Genomic DNA, 24616 nt, shown 5'->3' on the forward strand with positions numbered 1-24616 from the left:
TCCCATGACGGCAGCCTTCTTCAGCATGTGCCCTATGTTTAGCCTTTAGCGATGGCATCATATACCGCATTTGCAATTGCTTTTGCTCCGTCTGCATTTGGATGGATTCCATCTTTGATAAACCATTGTCGATGGTTCTTCGTTACTTCATTAATATCTATTACTATTAAATCAAGCTCTTCAGCCAATTCCTTGCCAGCTTCAACGACTTCATCTACCTTATCCTTCTGTATATTGAATTTCATAGGGCCTTCCGTTTTGCCATTTACATAATAGGGAGTAGCGGGTGTACAGAGATAGACAACGGGTTTTGATTCTAACTGAGTATAGGATAGCAGAAGTTTCCGATATTGTTCTTTAAACTCCTCTTTACTTTTCCAATTTTGTACTTTTGAATCGTTAGTTCCAAACATAATGACAACAATATTCGGTAAGTAGTTTAAACTCTTCTGATAAATTTTCTCATCAACATACGGATTATCACCTGTAGTCATCGCAGTTCTGCCGCTATAACCGAAATTTTTCACATTATATCCGATGCCAAGCATGTTCTGTAATGTGATGGGATAATTTTTCTTATACCAGTTAACAACCCCAAATCCGTAAGTTATGTTATCCCCAACAGCAGCAACTCGGATGTCATTTCCCTTGATTTTATTATCATGCCTGATTGTTGAGGCACCCATAAAAGTGGCCAGAAAGCCTAATGAACTTATTAACGTTACCAAAAGGATGATTACAAATAAGAAGCTTTTCTTCGTTTTTTGTTTTACCACTATTCTCTCACTACTTTAATTGACTTTGTAATTTCACATCGAACTGTTAAAACAAGGCTGCCGTGTTGGTATTTCGGCAGCCCAATGTTTTTCACCATGATGGTTAGACCGTAAAAGCTAACTTGCCTTCTGATCGCCTTTATTGGAAACCATGCTTTCACCCTCAATATCTACCTTCGGTAACAAGCGGTCCAGCCATTTTGGAATGTACCACGCCGATTTTCCCATTAGAGCCATTACAGCAGGTACTAACGTCATTCTAACGATAAACGCATCAATGAATACCGCAGCCGTAAGGGCTAGACCCAAGGATTGAATGATTGGTTCATCCATAAAGATAAAGCCGCAAAATACAGAAATCATGATAAGTGCCGCAAGCGTTACGACTAGACCATTATGTTCCATACCGGAAATAACCGATTTCTTAGCATCACCGCTGTGACTGTAGTCTTCCCGCATTCGAGATACTAAGAAAACTTGGTAATCCATGGCTAGTCCGAATACGATCCCTACGACCAGTATAGGAAGGAAATTCAAAAGCGGCCCTACGTTCGTTATACCAAATAAATCGCTTAAATAACCGTCTTGGAAAACAAGCACAACAGCACCGAGAGAAGAGAAGATCGTAAACAGAAAACCAATTATCGCCTTTATGGGAACCAGAATAGAGCGAAACACAATAGCAAGGATAATCAAACCGAACCCTACAATAGTTGCGATGAAAATGGGCAAAGCGTTATTTAAACTATCCGTTATATCCATATTCATAACGGCAACACCTGTAAGCATAATGTCTGCTTGGTACTTCTCCTCAATTTCCGAATTATGTTTTCTAACCGATTTAACGAGCTCTAGAGTTTGATCTGCTAACGGCCCGTCACTTGGCATTAATGTTTGGATCGATACATTCTTCGATTGATTGAAGAATGGCTGTGATACACTTACAACGCCGTCCAGTTTGCTGATTTCTTCCCTAACGACGGAAGCAACCTGCTTTGTTGTTTCGCTGTCGGAAGCATTCACTACGACTGTAAAAGGGCCGTTAACTCCTGGCCCAAATCCTTCAGCCATGAGATCGTAAGCTCTTCTTTCGGTCGTTTCGACGGACCTTGTCCCATTATCGGGAAGTCCGGTTTTCATGTGCAGCACTGGATAACACATAGAGCCGATTAAGAGAAGAGTTACCAAAATGACGGGCGCTGGAAATCGCGAAACAAAACGTCCCCAAGAGCCAAAAACATTCGAAGTTCGCTGCTTTGCTGCCGCTTTTCTTCTTTTCGGAATGATACGCTTACCCATCAAGGAAAGAAGTGCGGGTAAAAGTGTAATGGAAACAGCCATCGCCATAAGGACCGTTAATGCAGCGGCGATCCCCATCTCGGTAAGAAACGGAATGTTAACCACAGCTAAGCCTACAAGTGCAATAATGACGGTCAGACCGGCAAAAATAACGGCACTTCCTGCAGTAGCAGTAGCAATAGCTATCGTTTCCGTTGTGTCTGATCGTTTGCTCGCTTCCTGCCGAACCCTGGAAATAATGAGCAGTGCATAGTCAATCCCTACAGCAAGACCTAACATCGTCGATAATGCAGTTGAGGAACTACCCATGGAAATGAAACCTGATCCGAAATTGATGAGCATTATTCCTGCAATGACACCAACACCGGCTATTAGTATCGGGATTCCTGCCATAAGCATGGACATAAATGTGATGACTAGGATCATAAAGGCAACCAGCATACCAATTAATTCAACACTAGCACCGCCATGACTGGCACTAAGTTGGACGGTTCCACTTAACTCCGTCTGAATTCCTGCATCTTTAGTGATATTAATATTGGTCAAGACTTGATCTTTTGATTCTTGTGGAACATCGTTTGCGACAACACCATAAGTCAAGTTGGCGTAACCGATCCGTTTATCCTGACTTAGGGTTCCCAGCGTATAGGGGTCCATGGCTGCAATGATTTCTTTATCTTTTTTGGAGGCCTCGATAAAGGACATGACGGCCTCTTTCATTTTTTCATCTTCAAGCGTTTTTCCTTCGGGTGCTTTGAAAACGACTTGAACGGTTCCACCCTTTGGTTCATTATTTCCGGATGAAAACTCTTTCGACAACAGATCATTAGCTTTTTGCGATTCCGTTCCCGGTATAGACATTGTTGTTGATTTCTCACCATTAAAAGACACGCCTAACGTGACGATTATACCCAAGATAAGTACCCAGGATAATAGGGTCTTCCCTCGATTTTTGGCGCACCATCTTCCAAGTTTATAAAGCTTTTCTGCCATCTAACACTCACTCCTCTTTTATTCATACACCCATCATAAGCTGAGGAGAAAAATAAAAAATCGTACAAAAGGGCAACCCCCTAATGTACGATCGGGCAAATCTATGAAATTTCCGATTATAAATGCAGGATTCCACGCTCCACCGCCACGGCGACGGCCTGCGATCTCGAATCAACTCCCAATTTATTATAAATATTGGTTAAATGGGCCTTTACTGTCCGTTCGGATATTCCCATATCGAAGCCGATCTCTTTGCTTCGAGACCCACGGGCAATCGCTTGAAGCACGATCAATTCTTTGTCTGTAAGAGACATCTTCGCCGAGGATGACTCTTTCGCCTGTATTGGCGTCTTGTTACCGAATACTTTCTCGGTGATTTCCGGAAGTAGCAACGTCTCCCCCCTCATCGCTGCATCAATCGAGCGAAATATCATCTCCCTTCCCGTATCCTTGAGCAAATACCCTTTGGCACCTAACGCCAGTCCTCCGATCATCATTTCATCCTCGTTATAGGTAGTCAAAATAATGACCGGAATATCGAGTCCTTTAGCTTTGAGCGCTGTCATGGTATCTAAGCCGCCCATCTCAGGCATGTTCAAATCCAATAGGATAATGTCCGGCTTGTATGCCTCCACCAGTCGGACCGCTTCCACACCGTTGGATGCTTCTGCGACTACCTCGTACCTTTGATTCGTTTCCAGGATCAGCTTAAGTCCCTCACGAACGACTAGGTGGTCATCCACTAAAAGAATCTTAATTGTCATAAGATGGTGTCCTCCTGTTGTAATGGAATGCGAACAGAAACTTTTGTTCCTTGCTTTCCGCTTTCGATTTGGATATCCCCTCCAATAATTCTGGCTCGTTCATATAGGCCAATTAAACCATAGCTACCGGATTGTTTCCCGATCAGCTTGGTATCGAACCCTATTCCGTCATCCGTAATTCGTAGCTCGATTACGTTTTCTCGTGCTGCAACCACGACTTCTACGTTCGTCGCGTTGGCGTATTTTGCTATATTTGCCAAGCATTCTCGTACGATGTGTAAGCTATGTTCGAAGATCAACTTCGGCACCGAATGGGGTATCGATAACTGTGTGGAAATATGAATCCCTGTCGCATGTGCGAAATGTTCAGCCTCATCCTGCACCGCTTTAGAAATTTCTATAACCTCTGCGGAATACGAACGCAAGTCGTCAATAGCGCTTCTCGCCTCTGAAAGCGTGCGCTTTGCTTGGGCTTTCGACAGCTGAACAATCTCGTGAGCGCGATGCATATTATCGTTCTCTAGATGCGCATCCACGGCATCAAGCTGCATGATGAGACCTGCCAGCCCTTGTGCCAAGGTATCATGTAAATCACGGGCCATTCTTTGACGTTCGTTGGCAATGGTTAGATCCTCCACTTTCCTGTGCGCTCGTTCCAATTCACGCAAAAACAACTGGGTCCGCAATTTAACACGAACCTGTTTATAGAACAGAGTAGCATAGCCGATTACGAAAACCATCATGAAGATGAGCGCTGGCAATGTTGTTGACAAATCCTCGCTCGTCCCGGGCCAAACCAGTGAAAAAGAAAACAAAGCACAATAAAGGGTACAGAGCAAAAGCACCTTGAACCGTTGGGAATATACACCAATACTTTGCCCGACCAAGACCATTAATAAACTTACAAAGATGAGAGAGTAATTCTTTGGCATGAGTAACGCACAGCCCCAACCGATGAATCCTTGCGTCACAAAATAGATCCAAGGCCTTCTATCGACGATGGACCCGGCATACCAATGCAACAAAATGTGGATCAGAATGAGACAAGTAAAAATAATAAATTCGAACAATATGGGGAACACGGGTATCTGGGAGGACAATACAGAAAAATAAATCAAAATGACCCAGATTAAAACAGGTAGTCGAGAGTCCCGCAGAACATTTGGGGAATCGGATCGGAAGTCTTCATAAGGTTGGTTTTTCGAATAATTCTGATCTTTCACGCAGGGTCACCTCTATCATGTACCTATTATAAAACAATGCAAGTTCATGTCCCTGTCAAGGGCCATGAACTTGCATCCATAAACATGCATTCATATTTTAACTCTTATTCGCCAAGAAGCCAATTTAAATCGACACCAAATTGCTTTCTCAGAGCTATCCATAACTCACTCACAAACCGAAAACCCAATCTCCTACACCTTAAAAGCCTTCATCGCCTTGCGAAGCTCCTTAAACGAAGGACGCTTGCCGTACATGAGCACGCCGGTGCGGTAAATTTTCGCAGCCAGCCAGCCCATCCCGAGGATCGAGGCGAACAGGATGCCGATGCTCAGCCAAATTTCCCAAACGGCCGGATCACTCATGCCGATACGCAGGAACATTAGCAGCGGCGAGAAGAACGGAATGAACGACATGACGACGACGAACGTCGCATTCGGGTCCTGCAGGCCGTACATCGATATCATGAACGCAGCAATGATGACGAAGGTAACCGGCATGATCGCTTGACCGACCTCTTCCGTACGGCTGACGAGCGAGCCGACCGCCGCGAAGATCGTTGCATAGATGAAGTACCCGGTCAAATAGAAGAGAATGAAATAGAACAGCAGCCCGATCGGCAGATCGTTCAAATTCAGGTTCAGCTTGTCGAGCAGCTCGCGGTTATGCGGCAGCACGAGGTTCGCTCCCCCGACCACGATGTAAAGGACGATCGATGTCAAGCCGAGCATGCAGACGCCGATAATTTTACCGAACATTTGCTTAAGCGGCGATACGCTGGAAATGAGCACTTCCATGACGCGAGAGCTTTTTTCGGCCGTAATTTCCGTCGCCACCATGTTGCCGTAGCCGATTACGCCGATGTAGAGCATGAACAGCAGCGCATAAACGAGTCCGAATGCAAGCGCCATCTGCGATTCCGATTTGCCTTGGCCGACGGAATCTCCTGTTGTGGAAATTTGTACGGACTCGATCGCGACAGGGCTGAAAAGCTTATTCAGAACGTCCTGGCTCAGGTTCGCGTCCCGCACGGCCATTTCCGTTTTGACGCTGCTCAGCGCCGTTTGCAGGTCGCTCTTCATGCCGGAGCCGATGGAATCCTCGGATTTATAAACGATTTTGGGGAAGCCTTTGCCCGCCTCTTCGGCGAATTCGACATAGCCCTCGATTTGCCCGTCTTTAATCTGATCCTTGGCGAATTTCTCGTTCGCCTCTTTGCCGCCTTGATCCTTGAGACGGATGACAGTCACATCGGGTTTTTCTTGCTTCTTGAAGTATTCTTCCAGCTTAACGGAGACGCCTTGCTGATCGTCGAACACGCCGATCTTCGACGGCTCGTCGGAGGAAAATTGCGAGATGATATAAGGCAAATTGATCATAACCGTAAGCAGAACGGCGAATATAAGATTCGAGATAATCGTCGACTTCGCCTTAAACCGTGTCCAAAACGTGAATTTTACGACCGTCCACATGCTGTTCATACTTGGCCACCTACCGTTCTAATGAAAATTTCGTTAAGCGTGGGCTCCATGATTTGAAAACGGGTAACCGTCGCTTGGTACATCGCCGCCTTGAGCGCGTCCTGCGCAGCCGTCTCATGCTCGATATGAAGCTCGTAGCCGTTGGCGTGCCGGGATACCGAGCGTACGCCCGGAATTTGCTCCAGACCGTTAATGTCCTGCTCCGCCTCCAGCAGCACCCGCTCGCGGGGAAACTTGCGCTTCAAGTCCTTGATTTTCCCTTGCAGCACGGTGTTCGAACGATGCAAAATGCTGATGTTCTCGCACAGCTCTTCCACATGGTCCATCCTATGGCTGGAGAAAAGGATCGTTTTGCCTTCGTCGCGAAGCGCTTTGACCGTGCTTTTCAGCAGCTCCACGTTAACCGGATCGAGTCCGCTGAACGCCTCGTCGAGAATCATGATTTCGGGATCGTGAATTGCCGCCGCGATAAACTGAATCTTTTGCTGATTGCCCTTCGAAAGCTCTTCGACCCGCTTGCTGTAGTATTCCGGCACTTCAAAACGCTCCAGCCACTCTTTCAGCCGCTGATCCGCCTTTTTGCGGTTCATGCCCCGCAGTTCGGCCAAGTACAGGATTTGATCGCTTACCTTCACTTTCGGATAAAGACCGCGCTCCTCCGGCAAATAGCCCATTAGACTGCGAAGCTGATCGGTGTAGGGCTTTCCTTGCCATTCAATGCGTCCCCCGTCCGGATAAATGAGACCGAGCACCATCCGCATCGTCGTCGTTTTGCCGGCTCCGTTCGCGCCGAGCAGCCCGTAAATTTCTCCCTGCTTCACCTGTATGTTGATGGCGTTAACCGCCGTTTTGTCCCCGTAATGCTTCGTCACTTCGTGCAATTGCAATGCGTACATCGTCGTCCGCTCCCCTCGTTATTAAGAACTTTTCGTTCCGATCGTTTGCATCCGCTGCAGTTGTACGAATATTTCGTCCAGCTCGAGCGACTGCATACGAATTACCGAAATTCCTTGTTTAGCAAGCGCCGCCTCGGTTAGGTCGGGCTCGTACGAAATCAATCTTGCCGGCTGATCGTGCGCTTCCGTCACGCCGGGCAAACGGCCCGGATTATCCGGCATCCGATCGACCCATATCATTTTCCATGTATCGAGCAGCGCATCTTTCTCATGAAAACCGATTAGCTTCCCCTTATACATGAAGGCGACATAATCGGCAAGCCTGCGCACTTCATCCATGATGTGAGTCGCAATGACAACCGTCCGATCGCCGCCGCGCATAAACTGCGTCAGCTCATCGATCATTTGGCGCCAGGCGAACGGGTCGAGACCGGAAGAAGGCTCGTCGAGCAGCAGCAGCTCCGGATTCGGGGCGAGCGCCAGCGTCAGCGAAAGCTTCCGCTGCATGCCCTTGGATAGGGCGGACAGCTTCATCCCCGGATCCAGCTCAAACTTCGCGATCAGCTCCCGGCAGCGGCGTTCGTCCCAGCCCGGATACCAATAGGAGACGAATTCGATCAGCTGCCCGATCGTTTTGGCAACGCCGCCAAAGTCGCTGAACTCCGGCACATAGCCGATTTTCTGCTTCATGCTGACCGCATCCTGCGGGTAGTGCTGCTGCAGCACGCTAAGTGACCCGCGATCCGGCTGAAGCATGTGCATGAGCATGCGGAACATCGTGCTTTTGCCCGAACCGTTCGGGCCGACAACCGCCACCACGTATCCCCGCTCAATTTCCATGCTGATCGGACCCAGCCGGAACTTGCCGTCTACCAGCTTCTCGATGTCCTGAAATTTAATGACCGTCTCCATCCCGATCGCTCCCCTCTTTCCCGTATTCGCGCAGAAGCTCCTCCAGCATGTCTCGCATTTCATCCGCCGAACAGTGAATACGCTGACCGACTTCAACCGCTGCCTTCAGCGCCTCGTATACGGCATCCCGCCGGTAACGTTCCCTTTCCGTCACGTCGACTTTCGCAACGAACGTTCCCGTCCCCTGTCTCGTCCGCAAAAAACCCTCCTGCTCCAGATCCTGATACACCCGCCGAATCGTAATGACGCTGCACGACAAGTCTGCGGCAAACTCGCGAATCGAGGGAAGCAGCAGTCCTTCAGCCAGTTGTCCGCTTAAGATAAGCGCCCTAAGCTGTTCCTCGATCTGGTGGTACATAGGCTCTGCGCGGTCTGCCGAAACATCGATCGGTATTTTCACGGCCACACCACCTTGCCATTCATGTTAAGTTTCTCCGATTCAGCTTCGTCACCGCGAACTTTTTCAACAGCAGTTGGCTTGCGGCACCGAGTAGGAGCGTGATTGCAGGAAGCACGAAGCCCGTTTCTTTCACGACCCGAATCGAGCTTTGCACGGCATGAGCGTCGAGCAGCCAGAGCAGCACCGGTACTCCCATATACAGCAAGATGCTTGAACAGCTGATGATAAAATAGATCTTCTCTTTGTACCCGAGTTCCACATATAGGAAGAAGCTTGCTAGGATCAACGAATACCCCGTCCAAGCCAATGCGAAGGCGACATATTCCAACGGCTCGAAAGCCGTTCGGACATAATCGGTCATCAGGTAAAGACTGATAAAGAAGACGAGACCGCTGAAGACCGTGGTGATGAACAGCGTAAGCTGCCGGCAAACGACGATTTCTTCCGAGCTGATCGGTAAGCTTTTGTAGTACTTCATTTTGCTGCTTAGCCGATTGTTCTTCCAGTACTTGAGATAGTCCTTCGAAAAGGCGAACCCCATCATTCCGACGCTGGTTAGAAAGATGAAGTCTATCATCACGTTCGTAAACACGTATTCCTTATGCTCGGCGCTTCCGATGTAGCGGAACAGCATCGTGCCTCCAAAGAAGGCGAAGTACACCATCATAATCATCGTCCATAGGAAGCCGAATCCGATTCTCCTCAATTCCCCGCGAAGAAGCCATCTAACGTTACGCCAAAAGGTCATCGTCACCCTCATCCTCCTCGATCCCTGACAGAGCGCTGTGCTTACTGTGCTTACTGTGTCTACTGTGTATATCTATATTCACAGTATAATCACCCCGCGTGCATTTTGCAACCATATTTTGCAATAAAACAAGGATAAACGGCTTCGCCGTCCTTTTAGGGACAAGCGCGTTTACCGAGATTTAGAGCGACTTCCACGATATACTCTCTGATAAATTAAAAAAAAACCGAAAGCTGGTTACAGCTTCGGTTCTTCGCAGCTTGCTATTTGGTTTACGTTTCCCTATCCGCCCATAAGTACATCGATTACCGGCTTCGTTTCCCCGCCCGGATAGAACACATACAGCAGCAGGTACACAAGCACGCCGGTCGGTGCCGTCAATAACCACATGATAGCCGTCCAGCGGCCGATTTTCTTATGCTTGGCGAAACGTTTGTTGAATGCGTGCAGGATGGTCACGATACCGAAAATGCCGGAAACCGTGGCGAGCAAAATATGAAAGATTAAGAAAATGAAGTAAGCATCCCGGATCCAAATCGGCGCTTCTTCCGAAAAGGACGTATTCCCGACGAATATCGTCCGGCACACGTAAAGAATGAAGAACGCGAGGGCGCACACCGCCCCGATCAGCATCAGCTTCTGGTGCGTCTCCCGGTTGCCTTTGATAATCTGCGCCCAGCCAAATCCGACAAACGTCGCGCTAATGACTATTAAGCTTGTACATAGTAATGGCAGCATCGTTCCAATCACCCGTTCGTTTCGCATATTGGTTCAAACCGTTAATGCTCCCGCTAAGCACAATCAGTAGCACCTTGATCTATGTGCAATACTTTGCGGGAGCCCGGAATCATTTTCAATCATCATCACTGTAAGAATTAGCTTAAGCGCCGTTCAGGTTTCCCCCGTTAGACGTCCGCAGCATCGTGTCCTGGGAATTCGGCTCGATCGGCTCGTCCTTGCTGCGTTCCATACGGAACCAGCGGAAAAAGATGTAGGCGAGTGCGAAGCCGTATACGATTTCTTGAATAATTTTCATGATCGTTCCGCCAAGCTGCTGATCGTCCAAAGGAGGCAGCGCTTCAATGATAAGCGGCGCGCCAATGTACGGCTCATACAACAAATCTTTGGCGAAAATGATCAACGCGCAGGCCGGTGTCAACAGAACGCCGTTCGCAAAAATATAGGCAAGCGTCTGCAGATCGGACATTCGCTTCCAGCTGGTAGCATTGTTGAAAACAGGGAACCACATATGGAAGGCAGCCGCAATCAGGATGAAATGATATCCCAAGTGATAGACAGGATGTTGCGCAACCGCATTGAAAATAAGCGGGATATGGTACATCGAGAATAGCAGATTAAACAAAAGCACCGAGAACAAAGGCTGCGTAAACGGGTACACCCATTTGCGCATCCATTTACGGTCCAGCAGCGGATTCAGCATCCACCCCGGAATGGACATATAAACCAGCGGCGGCATAACCAAATACAGAATGGACTGCTGCAGCATGTGCGCGCTGAACAAATGGGCATGGCCGTAATAACTCAGCGGCGTACCCTGCGCAATATAAAACAGTGCCAAGGCCGTTACGAACAGCAGCTTTTTCCCTATCGCAACAGGCTCCGATCCGGCAAAGCGGTGTCTCCCCGGACCCGTAAAGTAAAAATAAACATAACCGACAAGCAGTGTGATGAGCAGAACGCCCGGACTCCACAAATCAGAGAAGCTCGGACTTGCCCCATGCATCTCCAAATGATTATGCATCGGTTACCCTCCTGTCCTTGCCATACTTCTTTACTTACACAAAACAAAAGAGGCGGCATTGCAAGCAAACCGCCTCCGACAGATCGACCTTACCACCAAACCCAATATAGAGCGGCGATTACCGCCGTTATTGCAATAACAAAACCGAATGCCAACCCAACGATCGGGAACGTATGTCCGCGCTCTTTCATATGCATCCAGACAGCCAATTGGAACACGGCTTGGACAAGCCCGAGTACAATAAGGAAAATAACCAGGAACGTTTTGTCCAATCCGCCGTAAATGACCGCCGCAAAAGCGAACATGGTAAGCAGAATCGAAATGATATACGCCAAGTAGTGGTTTTTAGGGCCCTCTACACGGTGAGGTTTGCCTGGCGACGAAGCATGATGTTCAGAACTCATCAGCTTAACCCACCTTTCCCATCAGGTAGACGACGGTGAAGATGAAGACCCACACGACGTCGATAAAGTGCCAATAAAGACTCGCCACGTAAAACTTCGGCGCGGTAACGACCGTTAATCCTTTTTTCATGCCTTGCAGGATAAGCAGTGTGATCCACAAAATACCGAATGCAACGTGGGCTCCGTGGAAGCCGACAAGCGTATAGAACGATGTTGCGAAGGCGCTAGCCGAGAAGGTATGCCCTTCATGTACATATTCGACAAATTCGTAAATTTCCAAACCTAAGAAGGAAAGTCCGAACAATACGGTAACCGCCAGCCAGCCAAGCATCGCTTTGAACTGGTTTTTGTGCATGGCGATCATAGCGAAAACGCTGGTCAAGGAGCTGGTCAACAAGATGAAGGTGGACCATGCTACCGTTTCAAGCTTGAACAAGTGCTCGCCGGACAATCCTCCGGCCGTACCGTGGCGAAGCGCCAGGTACGTTGCGAACAACGTACCGAACAGAACCGTTTCTCCGCCTAAGAAGAGCCAGAAGCCGAGCAGTTTATTTTTCCCTTCAAGGGTCGCCTTTTCAGGCTCGGCCGGCAATGCGCCGGCTGCATGATGTGCATTAGCCATTATGCTTTAACCCCTTTCTCTTCAAGCTCTTCCACTTCGATATGCCAGCCGTGATCGTCGTAAACCGAACGAAGCAGCATGCAAATCAGAGTAATGGCGAGACCGCAGCCTGCAATGATGTAATTATTGAACAGCGTATTAAAGAATGCTGTTTCGAACGTATGCTTGCCGTACATGAACCCGAAGCCTGCGATAAACAATCCGAGCGACATAAAGAACGGCAAGATGGAGCCGGACGGCATGTGAATCGGACCAAGCGGTTCGGCTGGCGTCATTTCTTTGTTGCCGGCCATTTTCTCTTTCCAGAGCGGATCGAGACCGCGGACAAGCGGCGTTTGTTTAAAGTTGTATTCCGGTGCCGGGGATGGAATCGCCCACTCCAGCGTACGAGCGTCCCAAGGATCGCTTACTGCATCTTTGCGTTTCATTCCAGTAATAATCATGTTGTACAAGAAAGCTATCGTACCTACGCCCATCGAGAATGCGCCGATCGTACTGATAAAGTTCATCGTATCGAGGCCTTGATTCGGCAAATACGTAAATACGCGGCGCGGCATTCCGATCAAGCCAAGGAAATGCTGCGGGAAGAACGTCAGATGGAATCCGATAAAGAAGAACCAGAAATGCACTTTACCAACTGCTTCGCTGAGCAATCGGCCCGTAATTTTCGGCCACCAGTAGTAAAGACCGGAGAAGATACCGAAAATCAAGCCGCCTACAATTACATAGTGGAAATGCGCTACGACGAAGTAGGAGTCGGTATACTGGAAGTCAGCTGCCGGAACCGCAAGCATAACGCCTGTAACGCCGCCCATTACGAACGTCGGAATAAAGCCGAGCGCCCACAGGTTAGCTACGGTAAAGCGGATATGTCCGCCCCACATCGTGAACAGCCAGTTGAAAATTTTGACGCCGGTCGGAACGGCGATCGCCATTGTCGCAACCCCGAAGATGGAGTTGGCTACCGGACCGAGGCCTGTCGCAAACATATGATGCGCCCAAACCATGAAGCCGAGAAATCCGATTACGACTGTCGCGAATACCATCGAGCTGTAACCGAACAATACTTTTTTGGAGAACGTACTTACAACTTCGGAAATGATACCAAATGCCGGCAAAATCAAAATGTACACTTCGGGGTGACCGAAGATCCAGAACAGATGCTGCCATAGAACCGTGTTACCGCCCTGTCCGACTTCGAAGAAGTTACCGTTGAACAACCGGTCAAACATCAGCTCGACCAAGCCGACGGTGATCGCCGGGAAAGCGAACAGAATGAGAGCGGACGTAATGAACGCCGTCCAGGTAAACAGCGGCATACGCATGAACGTCATGCCTGGCGCGCGCATGTTGATGATCGTAACAAGGAAGTTAATACCGCCGATCAGCGTACCGATACCCGCAATCTGCAAGCCGACTACATAAAAGTCAACGCCGCGTCCGCTGTACGTATCGGAAGAAAGCGGAGCGTAAGCGGTCCAGCCTGCGTCCGGAGCGCCGCCCATGAACCAGCTCAGGTTAAGCAGCAAACCGCCGAAGAAGAACAGCCAGAAGCCTAACGAGTTAACGAAAGGGAATGCTACGTCGCGCGCACCGATTTGAAGCGGCACGATCGCGTTCATAAACCCGAACAAAAGCGGCATCGCTGCCAAGAAAATCATTGTCGTTCCGTGCATCGTAAGCAGTTGGTTAAACGTACCGCCTACGAAGATGTGTAAATCCGGGTACATCAGCTGAATCCGAATCAGGATCGCTTCAATCCCGCCGGCCAGGAAGAAAAAGCCGCCGGCGAGAAAATAAAGGATACCTATTTTTTTGTGGTCGACGGTTGTAAGCCAATCCATCAAGCCAGTATACCTTTTCACCGTATGTGCGTGGGCCAACTTGGTAACCTCCTAAAAGTTTTGCTTACGCAAAGCTTGCTCGTAAGCATCAACCCAGTTTTCATAAGAAAACTGACATCTTAAGCTAAAGCTTTGTTGTTACAAAACCGCTTCGTAAGTATCGTCCGTACGGAATCGAGCTACTTGAGCGAGTTTAAGTATTTCACAACGTCGTTTACTTGCGCTTCGTTCAAGCCTACTGCAGGCATTTTGGAGCCCGGTTTCACAGCTTGCGGATCGTTGATCCAATCTTTGAGCGACTGATCGTCATGCGGCAGGAAGCCCGCTACGCGAGTCCGATTCGCAAATCCGTTCAGGTTCGGTCCAAGACCTGCACCTGCAGCATTAACGGCGTGACAAGATAAGCAGTTATCTTTAAACACTTGCTCGCCTTTAGCCGCATCGGCAGAAACCGTTTTCGGAGCTGTCATCTTGCTTACCCACTGATTGAACTCAGCCTCTGAAACCGCTACGACTTTGAAGTCCATCAATGCGTGCGACGCTCCGCAAAGCTCGGCGCATTTCCCTTTATATTCGCCCGGCTCATCCGCTTGAAGATAAAGAACGTTTACGTTCTTTTCGCCAGGGTTCGTATCGATTTTACCGCCCAGGGACGGAACCCAGAACGAGTGGTTGACGTCAGCGGTCGTAAGCTCGAACGCGACTTTCTTGCCCACCGGAATATACAAATCTTGAGCAGTGTTAATGCCTTGATCCGGATATTCGAACTGCCACCAGAACTGATGACCCGTTACTTTCACATGAAGGGAATCTTTATCCTGCGTGTAATCTTGAGAATGCTTAAAGGTGTAATACACGGTCGGAACCGCCAAAATGACCAGCAAAATAATCGGAACGACAGTCCAGATAATTTCGAGAACATGGCTGCCTTCAACCTGTTTCGGAATACCGGTTTGTCCTTTCCGCTGGCGGAAACGAATAATGACGTAAATATAAATCAAAAATACAGCGGCAAGAACGAAGAGCATAATGCCGAAGCTGATCATCATCAGGTTCCGCTGCTCGTCCGCTACTGGTCCTTTCGGGTCAAGCGTTGACAGCGTCGGATCACCGCAGCCTGTCAGTACTAACGCCAGCACCGCGAATAGGGGCATCAGACGCCATACAAATTTCCATCGACTCATCAATTATCAACCCCACTTGTGTGTAATAAACCGTCAGACGCCCATGAAGCTGCTTTGGTTTTTGAAGCCATTTTGCTTACACAAAACGATCGTATCGGCGTACCTCCGGCGACTATAAAACCGCGCCAAAACAGGCGATTTTATAGATTACATCGACGATCGTACATGTCAATGAACCTAATCACTTTATTAACTATAAATTCGGTGCACTCTTTTGTCAATCTTCCTGGGAAAGTTCACAAATTGTTCTAAAACCGCGTCGTTATGCATCTTCTTCCTTCTGTAGGTTTCCTAAAAACGGGGGTTTTATTCACCATTTTCTAACCCGCGCCCAGCATATTTTACGCCAAAACATAAATGCTATGTAATGAGATCATTTTGTAAACCTAGCCTGTGAAAAAGGAGGTCATTCATGATGAAACGAACGGGACGACTGCTGTCCATCGGCATGCTGTCCGCCATTCTCCTGTTGTGCGGCGGGTGCGGCGAGTACGGGCCGAAGGATAAGTACCGGGAAAACCGGACAGGCATCCGATATGGCGCTCATAAAGACGTTTACCCGGACACGAGCGGTCCGAAAGCATACGGTTCGCCCCAGCAGGAAGGAACGATTCTGCACGGCAACACCCAGCTTGCTTACAGCCAGAAGCTGTCGGATCAAGTCGGCGCCTTGAACGGCGTAGGCAGCTCCATCGTTATGCTGACCGACAACAATGCATACGTCGCCATTCTGATCGACAATACCGGCAACAATACGTACGGACGCAACGCACGCAAGGAGCTTAACAATTCGGGGACTTCGCTTGGCCGATACAACCCTCATTCCGGCGGCTCCTATATGGATCCTAAAGACTTGACCAACGGCGTGAACAATTTCTATACCGTAGAAGACCATAACGATCTGACCCACGAATTCAAGCAAAAAATCGCATCAACCGTGCGCTTAGGCCAGCCTGCCGTTCATGACGTATACATTTCGGCCAATCGGGACTTCGTCAATAAAATGAACGCCCTGGCGCAGGAAAGCTGGTCCGGCCATTCCTTAACGGGACATGTGGGCGAATTCAACACAATCGCGAACCGCATATTCGGCACGCCGGAAAGGCCTCGCGAGTAGACGCATGGAACGCTTGTACAAACAATTGCGCGAATGTTCTGTAAACGACTGGTATCAGAAGCCCGATCCATCTATACTATATAGTAGAAGAAACACGATTGGAGGATGGGGCTATGTATGAACTTAAGGATAAGGAAATCATTATCGTATTCACCGGTCCGAACGGTGCCGGACGCAAAACGATCGCCGAAATGGCCGGTTCCACGCTGAACATGAAACAAGTTCTTTCTTATACGACAAGGGAACGCCGACCGACCGAAGCCGATGGAGTCGACTACTTCTTCATAACTCCAGCGCAGTTTCTTAAGGACCAGGCTGACAATCAGTTTGTCGAGGTTATCGAAATAGACGGACATTTGTATGGTATCAAGAGCGCCGACATTGAAAAGCAGTTTCAAAAGAAAGGCTGTATTTATCTGATCCTGAACAGCACCGGCACCGATATCGTTAAAAAGGTTTACGGAGACAAAGTAAAACGCTTCTTCATCTATGCAAGTCCGGAAACCATTATTAGCCGGCAGCGCCAGCGCGGAGATACCGAAGAAATGATCGAACGCTATATGTCGCATTACGAAGAAGAAATGGCTTATAAAAGCGAGTGTGAACATACTTACGAAAACTTAGACTCGTCACACACGATATATGATGTAACGAAAGCGCTGGAAGGCTATTTGCAAAGAGGCTTGCTGGATCTGGATTGATTGGATGCCGGAGGCCAACTGCCAGGTAAAAAACAAACCTCCAATTCCACTCCTCGAAGTGGTTTTGGAGGTTTGTCCGTTCTTACCGGGAAGATTCGTTAGCGATTAACGAAGACAGTTCCGGTGAAATGCAATTATTCAAGCACGATCGAATGGGACGATCCGCCCCAAGCAACCAGCGTATATCTTCCCGCAGCAAGACCCGCCGTAGAAATCGAAGCTTGTTGATTCGCGCTGATCGTAACCGACTTCCCTTTGCCTTCCGCGACCAGCTTGTTGAAATCGGCCATCGTTCCGCTAGTTCCTCCCGGCAATAAGAAAACGAGAGCCTCTTTGTCGGATTGAACGGTCAGATTGCTCCCCGCCTTCAGAGGGCTTTGCGACAGGACGGTCAATACCGCTCCGAAATCCACGCCGACAAAAGTATCGTTGAGAAGCGGTGCATGGGAGGCGTCTTTAAGCGCTCCCGCAGGAATTTTGATATTCATTGGGCCCGTGACAGGTTGAGCAAAAGTAATGCGCAATACGTTATCGCGTATTTCAATGGAATCGCCTGCAGTCAGCCAATAGGTCGCCTGCGTCACGCTTGGCGCATAAGAGGCTTCCGTTACGGATTGCTTCAGCTTTTCCAAGCTGCCGAGCCCATTGAATATCGCTTTGTTGAAACCGATGTCTACTACATGGGTATTGCTGTATACGGAAATAGAGTTCTGCTTGAGCGGAGTTTCAGCCGTCGCGCTCAGACGAAGCTCTTGTTCAGGCGCATAATCGCTGATCATAGCGCCTGAACTTACGCCAAACAGCTGATAATCGCCAACAGCAAGATTTGCTGTATTGAACTGCACTTTCGTGTTCGCTTTTGCCGCCAACGCCAGACCTTTATTTTGCGAAACAGCAAGCTCTAGAACGGCCTTCGATTTGTTCGTTCCGCTAGGCACCAAGTACAGAGTCGCATCCATATTGCTTACCGCATATACGGAGTCGCCAACCGTAGCAAGGCGTTGATGGTACGTATATACGCTTTGGGTTACCGAACCTTCCGCCGTCAGGTAAACCTGAGGAATTGCACCGGTCGGAGGCGTTACCGGAGGTGTGGTTGATCCGCCATCGCCAGATCCCCCGCCTGAAACAGGGGGCACAGGCGTAGCCACTGAAGCAAGCGCGCTCTCGACGCCGCCGATTTTGACTTTCACGTTACCGTCGATGCCGCCGCCGATCGTTATCGTATTCGGCTTTCTGTCGAACTCTACACCTGCGGAGTTAACTACAGCCGACTTGATTTCTCCTTGCCCGAAAACCGAAGCCGCAGCATGCAGCACGAGGGAAACCACCGAAGCGTCCTTGCCGACTGTAAATTTCCCTCCGGTAGCTTGACTTCCGATCGTCAGCCCAGCCACGAAGCCTTTTGGAATATTGACAACCAGACTTTGCGTCATAACCGTAACGGACTCAAACGTTCCCGCCAGTGTAACTTGGCTGCCCTTCGGCAGTTTGTCGCTCAGAACGACGCTGCCGATGCCTTTTCCCGTCAGGCCGTCCGCCTCGATTTTGGCAGGAGACTCGATTTCGATATCTTGAATGGCCGACAAGCCGCTAGCTACAATGCGGACTACGCCGGTTTTCTTATTGACAATGATTTTGACCAGAACGGAGTTCTCGAAGTGAACGCTGTTCTCGCCGCCGCCGTTTACGAACGTCTTGCCGGTAACGGTCACGTTCTTCAGGAAAACTTCGCCTTCGCCGATTCCTTCGCCCAGCGTCAGGTCTCCGTCGATTTTCATATTTTGGAGCGTAACCCCAGGAACTGTAACGCTTACATTTCCCGAAATCGCAGCTACGCCTTCTTTAGGACCATATACTCCCGCTTTGCCATAGACGTTGCCGGTAACGGAGCCCGTCCCGTCCAAGCTTTGCGCGCGATCCAATAGCACTACCGCTTCCGCACGAGTGACAGCGCCTTCGGCTTTAAAGGTGCGATCCGCATAGCCGTCAATTACTTTAAGCGATGCAAGTGCGGATATGGCTGCGCGGCTCCATGTTGGAATGGATGCGCCATCCGTAAAGGTGGCGGACAAATGATCCGATGTGGATTCCAGCTTCAGCAGCTTCGCGACCATAACGGCGAGCTCCTGTCTGCTGACTTTCGCCTCCACGCGAATGGTACGATCGTCATAGCCGTCGATGTAGCCGGCTTTAACCGCCTTTACTGCTTCCGCATGCGCCCAATGGCTGCTCGGCAAATCCGTAAAATCGATCGCAGCCGATTCTTTCAATTGAAAAACGCGATTGATAAGTGCCATTAATTCGCCGCGGCGAATCGAATCGTCCGGACGAAGACTTCCATCTTCGTAGCCTTGAATGTACCCTTTTTGCAGCCAGGCTTGCAGCTGCGTTTCCGCCCAGTGACCTTTACTGTCGCTGCTGGCAGAAGTTTCCGCCGCATAGGCAGGCGACAAACCAATCGTCATCATACATAATATAAGCAGGGCAATTGTAAAGCGCTTCGCTTTCCGATACATCTGATGGTTCCCCTCCCTAAAGACTGACATGATTTTCCGAAAACTACTTGTGCCCGAATAAAACTACGGTTGTTGCAACCGTCAGTAGCGGCCGGACTCCCCCTCCCTGTTCCTCATCACCCTATCAGAATATAATTGTACATAGTTCTCTCCAAAAATTCAATCCATTGAACCTGGTTCATAATAATAAACTTTTAAACCAGAACCTGATATAAATACAGGTTTAATACATGAACTGCAGACAACAGACAAAACCCGCGCTCCGGTTAGGAGGCGGGTTCTCTTTATTCCTTCTATTATAGAATAATGGCGCTTGTAAATATAAGGGTCGATTACTCTTGTTTCGGCGTTACGATTTCAGCCAAGCTTCCTGCCGCAGGCAACTCTTCTCCCGCGAGCTTAGGCGCGATTGCACCAGAGCGGTTAACCAATCCCTTGACGAGCTGCTCGACGTCAATGCCCGATACGCTCTTAAGCATTTCCGGCGCAGTGGCCATCAGTTGGGTAACGTAATTGCTCACACGTGCGGCACCTTCGCCGTTGCCCGTATCGACGACCGTCAGCTTGTCGATGTTACCGATTGGCGCAGCGATTTTGCCTGCCAGCTCAGGCAGCATTTTGACGATGATATCGAGAACGGCCGCCTCGCCAAACTTCTGGAACGCTTCGGCCAGCTTCTCCTTCGCTTCCGCTTCGGCCAAACCACGCAGTCGTATGACATCAGCCTCAGCGGTACCTTTGGCACGCTCGGCATCGGCGATCGCAAGACCTTCAAGCCGCTTTTGCTCGGCATTCGCTCTGGCTTCGGCCTCAATGCGGTATTGCATGGCGTCCGCTTCACGCATCCGTTTCGCCTTATCTGCTTCCGCCGCCTGTTCCACGGAATAGCGGTCGGCTTCCGCTTTCTTCTTCACATCCGCGTCGTATTGCTTCTCGCGAATCAAAATCTCTTTCTGCTGCAGGTCGATTTCGCGCTCCTTACGGACAAGCTCGACCTTCATCTGCTCCTCGACGGCCGTTTGCTTCGCCCGAGCCTCTTGGATAAAGTAGGCTTGGTCGGCTTCCGCTTTCGCCGTGTCCTGATCCTTCTTAAATGCCGCTACCTTGATTTCGCGTTCCTTCTCCGCTTCGGCGATGTTCGTGTCGCGGAGCAGCTCCGCCTTCTTCCCCTCTTCTTCGGCGCGCGCCTTCTGGATCCGGGCGTCACGAACCGCTTCCGCTTGGGCGATTTCGGCATCGCGCTTGACGATCGCAATACGCGGTTTACCGAGCGCATCCAAATACCCTTGTTTGTCGCGTACATCTTTAATGGTGAACGAAACGATTTGCAGCCCCATTTTTTTCAAATCTTTAGCCGCTACGCCCTGTACTTCTTGAGCGAACTTATCGCGGTTACGGTAAACCTCTTCGACCGTCATCGAGCCGAGAATGGCACGCAAATGGCCTTCGAGCACTTCTTGCGCTTCGCTTTTGAGCGCATCGATCGGCTTACCTAGGAACTGCTCGGCCGCAGTAGCGACGTCTTCGACGGAACCGCCGATCTTGATGATGGCCACCCCGTCGGCGATAACCGGAACGCCTTGCTCCGTATATACTTCCGGCGTGGAGACGTCCAGCTTGTGCGACAAGAGCGATAAAAATTCAGCCTGTTGGAAAATCGGCCAGATGAACCCGCCGCCGCCTCGTACGATTTTAATTTTGCGACCGTTATCTTCCAAGTCTTCGGTTACATTTCTGTTGCCGAGAAACGATCCCGTTACGATCATCGCTTCCTCAGGTCCAACCGTCTTGTAACGAGCCCAAAACGCGAGACCGAGTACAACAATGACACCAACTACAATTGCGGGAATCATCAATTCTTCTGGCATCTTTCCAACTCCTCTGCGGTTTATTGTTCAAAGCGGGAAACGTACAGCGTGTCGTCTTTCACTTCTACAACGACCACTTTCGCTCCCGCCTGAATGGCGATGTTCTCGAAGCTTGCGGCAATTTGGTTCGTATGCCCGGCGCCTGTAGACATAAGCACTTCTCCATAGCCTTGGGCGGGGATCGGCACCGTCACCTCTCCGATTCTGCCGGACAGCCTTTTCATGGAAAAAGCGGTCGACGTCTCCGAATTGCGCATAGGCCTTACATAGCCGTAGTACACCGCCAGCGCGATAACCGCGGCGGCGAGTATCGCGAGTACCAGCACCGGGACGGTGCCGAAGCCCGTATACTTGGTAAGCATGATGCCGGCTCCGCCAAAAGCGGTAACGAAGCCCGCCACAACCATCGGCTGTAAAATATCGATCGAAAGAAAATCAAGCAGCCCGTCAACCGCGCCGCTGAGCAAATCGCCCAACACCACAGTCACGATGGCGAACAACACGCCGAATAGCAGGCAGCTCCAGAATACCGTCAGCATCAAGCATCCCCCTCGTTTTCTAAATGGCTTGAACGTATGGCATCAGACTTGGGGTTATCCCTCAAAGATTTGTAATTGCGTCAATCATAACACATTTGTTATATTCGCAAGTCGGCTTCTTTTGAAGGATATTTACAGTTGCTACCTGTTTATACGGCCTTCAGCCAAAAATGTTTCAAAATTTCGACACTTTCCGGGAGGCGAGTCCGCAGGATTGCGATAATCGTTGAATACGTTGGCGACGAACTCAGGATTGGACGCCTCAAAAATCCGTTATATACGGTTAGGTCAAGGTGCCGGCCGACGGTAGCGTTGATAATGCGCAATAAAAAAAGCGGGTTCCCTTCAGCCGAAGCTGAAAAAGGTACCCGCTTTCTACCGCCTGCGCTCGGCTACCGCTTGCCCCGGCCGCGAGGCGCGTCGCCGCGTTTCGGCCCGCGGCCGTCGCCCGCGCTAGAGCCGCGCGGCTTGCCGCCGCGTGGCACACCGCCGGCTCCGCCACGGCCAGCTCCGGCTGCGCCACGATCGCGCCCGCCTTCGCTGCGCCCGAACCGCGGCTCTGCCGCGCCAGCTTCGCTGCGGCGCGCGCCGCCGGCTCCGCCACGGCCAGCTCCGGCTGCGCCACGATCGCGCCCGCCTTCGCTGCGCCCGAACCGCGGCTCTGCCGCGCCAGCTTCGCTGCGGCGCACACCGCCGGCTCCGCCTCGGCCAGCTCCGGCTGCGCTGCGTTCGCGCCCGCCTTCGCCGCGCCCGAACCGCGGCTCTGCTGCGCCAGCTTCGCTGCGGCGCACACCGCCGGCTCCGCCCCGGCTAGCTCCGGCTGCGCTGCGTTCGCGCCCGCCTTCGCCGCGCCCGAACCGCGGCTCTGCCGCGCCAGCTTCGCTGCGGCGCACACCGCCGGCTCCGCCTCGGCCAGCTCCGGCTGCGCCATGATCGCGGCCGCCTTCGCTGCGCCCGAACCGCGGCTCTGCCGCGCCCGCTTCGCTGCGGCGCACGCCACCGGCTCCGCCCCGGCTAGCTCCGGCTGCGCTGCGTTCGCGCCCGCCTTCGCCGCGCCCGAACCGCGGCTCTGCTGCGCCAGCTTCGCCGCGACGACCGCCGCCGGCTCCGCCCCGTCCGCGGCCGCCTTCGCTGCGCCCGCGTCCGCCTGCCGCACGGCCCTCGCCGCTGCGGCTTCCGCGCGGCTTACCGCCGGCTTCGCCGCGTTCGTGCTCGCCGCCGCGCCGTCCGCCAGCCGCGCGTCCCGTACCTGCGTCTTCAGACGAGGCCGTACTAAGCTTCCCTTTCGGAAGCGTCATCTTAATCGCCTTTTCGATCAGATCCAAGTAGATCTGATCGCGAGGCGAGGCAAATGTAATTGCCACACCCTTCTGCCCGGCGCGCCCGGTTCTGCCGATCCGGTGAATGTAGCTTTCGCCGTCATGCGGGATGTCATAGTTGAAGACATGCGTGACGCCTTCGACGTCCAGCCCTCTCGCGGCGATATCCGTCGCGACAAGCAGCTGGATTTTGGCATCCCTGAACCGTTTCATGACTTGTTCCCGCTTCGCCTGGGACAGATCGCCGTGCAGCTCGTCTGAGGCGTACCCGCGTTCCTGCAGCTCCTGATTAAGCGTACTCGCCCGCCGTTTGGTCCGGCAAAAGATCATCGCCAAATACGGACTCGTTTCGTCAATCGCCTTGCAAAGCGTATCCTGCTTGGCCCGATCGGTCGTCAGCACGACCTGCTGTTCGATCTCTTTAAGCGTTACCTGCTTAACGGGCCGGACACGAACCTCGCGCGGCTGCCGCAGGATTTGCTGCGCCAAATCGCGCACCTGCACCGGCATCGTCGCGGAGAACAGCATCGTCTGCTTCCGGTACGGCGTTTGGGAAAGAATCGCTTCCACATCGTTCAAGAAGCCCATATGAAGCATCTGATCGGCTTCGTCCAGCACCAGCATCGATACTTTGTGCAGCTGTACCGACTCCCTGCGCAAATGATCGAGCAACCGCCCCGGCGTAGCTACGATCAGATGCACATCGCCCTGCAGCTTGCGCAGCTGCCGTTCTACATCTTGTCCGCCGTATACGGCAAGAACGTTCACTTTTACGACAGGCGCCAGCTTCTCCAGTTCCTCGGTAATTTGAATGGCCAGCTCGCGTGTAGGACTAAGCACAAGGCCCTGCACATGCGGGGAGTCCGGATTTATTTTCTCCAGCATCGGCAGTACGAAAGCAAGCGTCTTGCCCGTTCCTGTCTGCGCCTCGGCAATCAAGTCGTGGCCTTCCGCGATCAGCGGTATCGATTCGACTTGAACCGGCGTAGCCTCCGTAATACCGGCTGCCTGCAGTTGACGGACTAACTCGGCGCGAATTCCTAATTGGTCAAAAGTTTTTGACATTATCGTTTCGGTCTCCCTTATCGTACATGATCTACCTATTCTACAGGATGCGCGGCCAAAACGGAAATAACTCCTCTGTCAAACTAGGTTCCGCCGAAAATTTAAGTATAGTTGAAAAATCTCCCTTTTCCCTCTAGCGCCGGGTGTTATAATGAGAGCACTTACTTTCGGAGGTGCATGTA

General features: G+C 50.9%; 21 protein-coding genes. 2 read left to right on the forward strand and 19 right to left on the reverse strand.

Annotated features, from left to right (window positions below; all coding sequences use genetic code 11):
• Window positions 1-38 precede the first annotated feature (38 nt).
• The 15 genes from ACKGJP_RS34275 to coxB all read right to left on the reverse strand — a co-directional run bounded on the left by ACKGJP_RS34275 (window position 39) and on the right by coxB (window position 15306).
• Window positions 39-776: a GDSL-type esterase/lipase family protein gene (locus tag ACKGJP_RS34275; protein ID WP_409343205.1), complete on the reverse strand. Its 738-nt coding sequence runs from the start codon at window positions 774-776 to the stop codon at window positions 39-41.
• A gap of 117 nt (window positions 777-893) precedes the next feature.
• Entirely contained in the window at window positions 894-3068 is a 2175-nt protein-coding gene (locus ACKGJP_RS34280) for an MMPL family transporter (protein ID WP_409343206.1), read from the reverse strand.
• 116 nt (window positions 3069-3184) lie between these two features.
• On the reverse strand, window positions 3185-3832 hold the full coding sequence (locus tag ACKGJP_RS34285; RefSeq protein ID WP_409343207.1) for a response regulator: 648 nt from the start codon (window positions 3830-3832) through the stop codon (window positions 3185-3187).
• On the reverse strand, window positions 3829-5055 hold the full coding sequence (locus tag ACKGJP_RS34290; protein ID WP_409343208.1) for a sensor histidine kinase: 1227 nt from the start codon (window positions 5053-5055) through the stop codon (window positions 3829-3831). The genes ACKGJP_RS34285 and ACKGJP_RS34290 overlap by 4 nt, the downstream gene beginning before the upstream one ends.
• A gap of 192 nt (window positions 5056-5247) precedes the next feature.
• Window positions 5248-6534: an ABC transporter permease gene (locus ACKGJP_RS34295; protein WP_409343209.1), complete on the reverse strand. Its 1287-nt coding sequence runs from the start codon at window positions 6532-6534 to the stop codon at window positions 5248-5250.
• The gene (locus tag ACKGJP_RS34300; protein ID WP_409343210.1) at window positions 6531-7430 is read right to left on the reverse strand and encodes an ABC transporter ATP-binding protein; all 900 of its coding nucleotides are present in this window, start codon (window positions 7428-7430) and stop codon (window positions 6531-6533) included. Before ACKGJP_RS34300 ends, ACKGJP_RS34295 begins: the two co-directional genes overlap by 4 nt.
• Window positions 7431-7451: 21 nt before the next feature.
• Window positions 7452-8342 (reverse strand): ABC transporter ATP-binding protein, encoded by an 891-nt coding sequence (locus tag ACKGJP_RS34305; protein WP_409343211.1) that lies wholly within the window; start codon window positions 8340-8342, stop codon window positions 7452-7454.
• Window positions 8326-8742: a GntR family transcriptional regulator gene (locus ACKGJP_RS34310; RefSeq protein WP_409343212.1), complete on the reverse strand. Its 417-nt coding sequence runs from the start codon at window positions 8740-8742 to the stop codon at window positions 8326-8328. The genes ACKGJP_RS34305 and ACKGJP_RS34310 overlap by 17 nt, the downstream gene beginning before the upstream one ends.
• Window positions 8743-8761: 19 nt before the next feature.
• A complete protein-coding gene (locus tag ACKGJP_RS34315; protein WP_409343213.1) occupies window positions 8762-9490 on the reverse strand; it encodes a hypothetical protein in 729 nt (242 codons plus the stop codon).
• A 282-nt stretch (window positions 9491-9772) separates the two neighbouring features.
• A complete protein-coding gene (locus ACKGJP_RS34320) occupies window positions 9773-10228 on the reverse strand; it encodes a DUF420 domain-containing protein (protein WP_409343214.1) in 456 nt (151 codons plus the stop codon).
• 142 nt (window positions 10229-10370) lie between these two features.
• The gene (locus ACKGJP_RS34325) at window positions 10371-11252 is read right to left on the reverse strand and encodes a cytochrome c oxidase assembly protein (RefSeq protein WP_409343215.1); all 882 of its coding nucleotides are present in this window, start codon (window positions 11250-11252) and stop codon (window positions 10371-10373) included.
• A gap of 89 nt (window positions 11253-11341) precedes the next feature.
• Window positions 11342-11656, reverse strand: a complete 315-nt coding sequence (locus ACKGJP_RS34330; RefSeq protein WP_409343216.1) for a cytochrome C oxidase subunit IV family protein — start codon at window positions 11654-11656, stop codon at window positions 11342-11344.
• Between the two features lie 4 nt (window positions 11657-11660).
• Entirely contained in the window at window positions 11661-12278 is a 618-nt protein-coding gene (locus ACKGJP_RS34335; protein WP_409343217.1) for a cytochrome (ubi)quinol oxidase subunit III, read from the reverse strand.
• On the reverse strand, window positions 12278-14122 hold the full coding sequence (gene ctaD / locus ACKGJP_RS34340; protein ID WP_409347338.1) for a cytochrome c oxidase subunit I: 1845 nt from the start codon (window positions 14120-14122) through the stop codon (window positions 12278-12280). The genes ACKGJP_RS34335 and ctaD overlap by 1 nt, the downstream gene beginning before the upstream one ends.
• Window positions 14123-14301: 179 nt before the next feature.
• Entirely contained in the window at window positions 14302-15306 is a 1005-nt protein-coding gene (coxB, locus tag ACKGJP_RS34345; protein ID WP_409343218.1) for a cytochrome c oxidase subunit II, read from the reverse strand.
• Between the two features lie 412 nt (window positions 15307-15718).
• Here coxB and ACKGJP_RS34350 point away from each other — a divergent pair, with 412 nt between their 5' ends.
• Together ACKGJP_RS34350 and ACKGJP_RS34355 are read left to right on the forward strand one after the other, a co-directional pair.
• Entirely contained in the window at window positions 15719-16423 is a 705-nt protein-coding gene (locus tag ACKGJP_RS34350; protein ID WP_409343219.1) for a hypothetical protein, read from the forward strand.
• 113 nt (window positions 16424-16536) lie between these two features.
• Window positions 16537-17124, forward strand: coding sequence for a guanylate kinase (locus ACKGJP_RS34355; RefSeq protein WP_409343220.1), 588 nt, complete (start codon window positions 16537-16539; stop codon window positions 17122-17124).
• Window positions 17125-17258: 134 nt separating this feature from the next.
• On the opposite strand, the gene ACKGJP_RS34360 is transcribed toward ACKGJP_RS34355, so the two are convergent.
• From ACKGJP_RS34360 to ACKGJP_RS34375, 4 genes are all read right to left on the reverse strand, one after another.
• Window positions 17259-19643: an S-layer homology domain-containing protein gene (locus ACKGJP_RS34360; RefSeq protein WP_409343221.1), complete on the reverse strand. Its 2385-nt coding sequence runs from the start codon at window positions 19641-19643 to the stop codon at window positions 17259-17261.
• 332 nt (window positions 19644-19975) lie between these two features.
• A complete protein-coding gene (locus ACKGJP_RS34365) occupies window positions 19976-21511 on the reverse strand; it encodes an SPFH domain-containing protein (protein WP_409343222.1) in 1536 nt (511 codons plus the stop codon).
• 20 nt (window positions 21512-21531) lie between these two features.
• Window positions 21532-22050, reverse strand: coding sequence for a protease (locus ACKGJP_RS34370; RefSeq protein ID WP_409343223.1), 519 nt, complete (start codon window positions 22048-22050; stop codon window positions 21532-21534).
• 392 nt (window positions 22051-22442) lie between these two features.
• A complete protein-coding gene (locus ACKGJP_RS34375; protein ID WP_409343224.1) occupies window positions 22443-24434 on the reverse strand; it encodes a DEAD/DEAH box helicase in 1992 nt (663 codons plus the stop codon).
• Window positions 24435-24616: the final 182 nt, after the last annotated feature.

It is taken from the genome of Paenibacillus litoralis (assembly GCF_046244365.1).
Classification (GTDB): domain Bacteria; phylum Bacillota; class Bacilli; order Paenibacillales; family NBRC-103111; genus Paenibacillus_V.

Excerpts from the sequence above, each read along its gene's own strand:
- ACKGJP_RS34325 (WP_409343215.1), bottom strand. The coding sequence starts at position 11,252 with ATGCATAATCATTTGGAGATGCATGGGGCAAGTCCGAGCTTCTCTGAT.
- ACKGJP_RS34370 (WP_409343223.1), bottom strand. The coding sequence starts at position 22,050 with ATGCTGACGGTATTCTGGAGCTGCCTGCTATTCGGCGTGTTGTTCGCC.
- coxB (WP_409343218.1), bottom strand. The coding sequence starts at position 15,306 with ATGAGTCGATGGAAATTTGTATGGCGTCTGATGCCCCTATTCGCGGTG.
- ACKGJP_RS34350 (WP_409343219.1), top strand. The coding sequence starts at position 15,719 with ATGATGAAACGAACGGGACGACTGCTGTCCATCGGCATGCTGTCCGCC.
- ACKGJP_RS34280 (WP_409343206.1), bottom strand. The coding sequence starts at position 3,068 with ATGGCAGAAAAGCTTTATAAACTTGGAAGATGGTGCGCCAAAAATCGA.
- ACKGJP_RS34295 (WP_409343209.1), bottom strand. The coding sequence starts at position 6,534 with ATGAACAGCATGTGGACGGTCGTAAAATTCACGTTTTGGACACGGTTT.
- ACKGJP_RS34320 (WP_409343214.1), bottom strand. The coding sequence starts at position 10,228 with ATGCTGCCATTACTATGTACAAGCTTAATAGTCATTAGCGCGACGTTT.
- ACKGJP_RS34315 (WP_409343213.1), bottom strand. The coding sequence starts at position 9,490 with ATGACCTTTTGGCGTAACGTTAGATGGCTTCTTCGCGGGGAATTGAGG.
- ctaD (WP_409347338.1), bottom strand. The coding sequence starts at position 14,122 with ATGGATTGGCTTACAACCGTCGACCACAAAAAAATAGGTATCCTTTAT.
- ACKGJP_RS34360 (WP_409343221.1), bottom strand. The coding sequence starts at position 19,643 with ATGTATCGGAAAGCGAAGCGCTTTACAATTGCCCTGCTTATATTATGT.
- ACKGJP_RS34355 (WP_409343220.1), top strand. The coding sequence starts at position 16,537 with ATGTATGAACTTAAGGATAAGGAAATCATTATCGTATTCACCGGTCCG.
- ACKGJP_RS34375 (WP_409343224.1), bottom strand. The coding sequence starts at position 24,434 with ATGTCAAAAACTTTTGACCAATTAGGAATTCGCGCCGAGTTAGTCCGT.
- ACKGJP_RS34330 (WP_409343216.1), bottom strand. The coding sequence starts at position 11,656 with ATGAGTTCTGAACATCATGCTTCGTCGCCAGGCAAACCTCACCGTGTA.
- ACKGJP_RS34300 (WP_409343210.1), bottom strand. The coding sequence starts at position 7,430 with ATGTACGCATTGCAATTGCACGAAGTGACGAAGCATTACGGGGACAAA.
- ACKGJP_RS34305 (WP_409343211.1), bottom strand. The coding sequence starts at position 8,342 with ATGGAGACGGTCATTAAATTTCAGGACATCGAGAAGCTGGTAGACGGC.
- ACKGJP_RS34365 (WP_409343222.1), bottom strand. The coding sequence starts at position 21,511 with ATGCCAGAAGAATTGATGATTCCCGCAATTGTAGTTGGTGTCATTGTT.
- ACKGJP_RS34335 (WP_409343217.1), bottom strand. The coding sequence starts at position 12,278 with ATGGCTAATGCACATCATGCAGCCGGCGCATTGCCGGCCGAGCCTGAA.
- ACKGJP_RS34285 (WP_409343207.1), bottom strand. The coding sequence starts at position 3,832 with ATGACAATTAAGATTCTTTTAGTGGATGACCACCTAGTCGTTCGTGAG.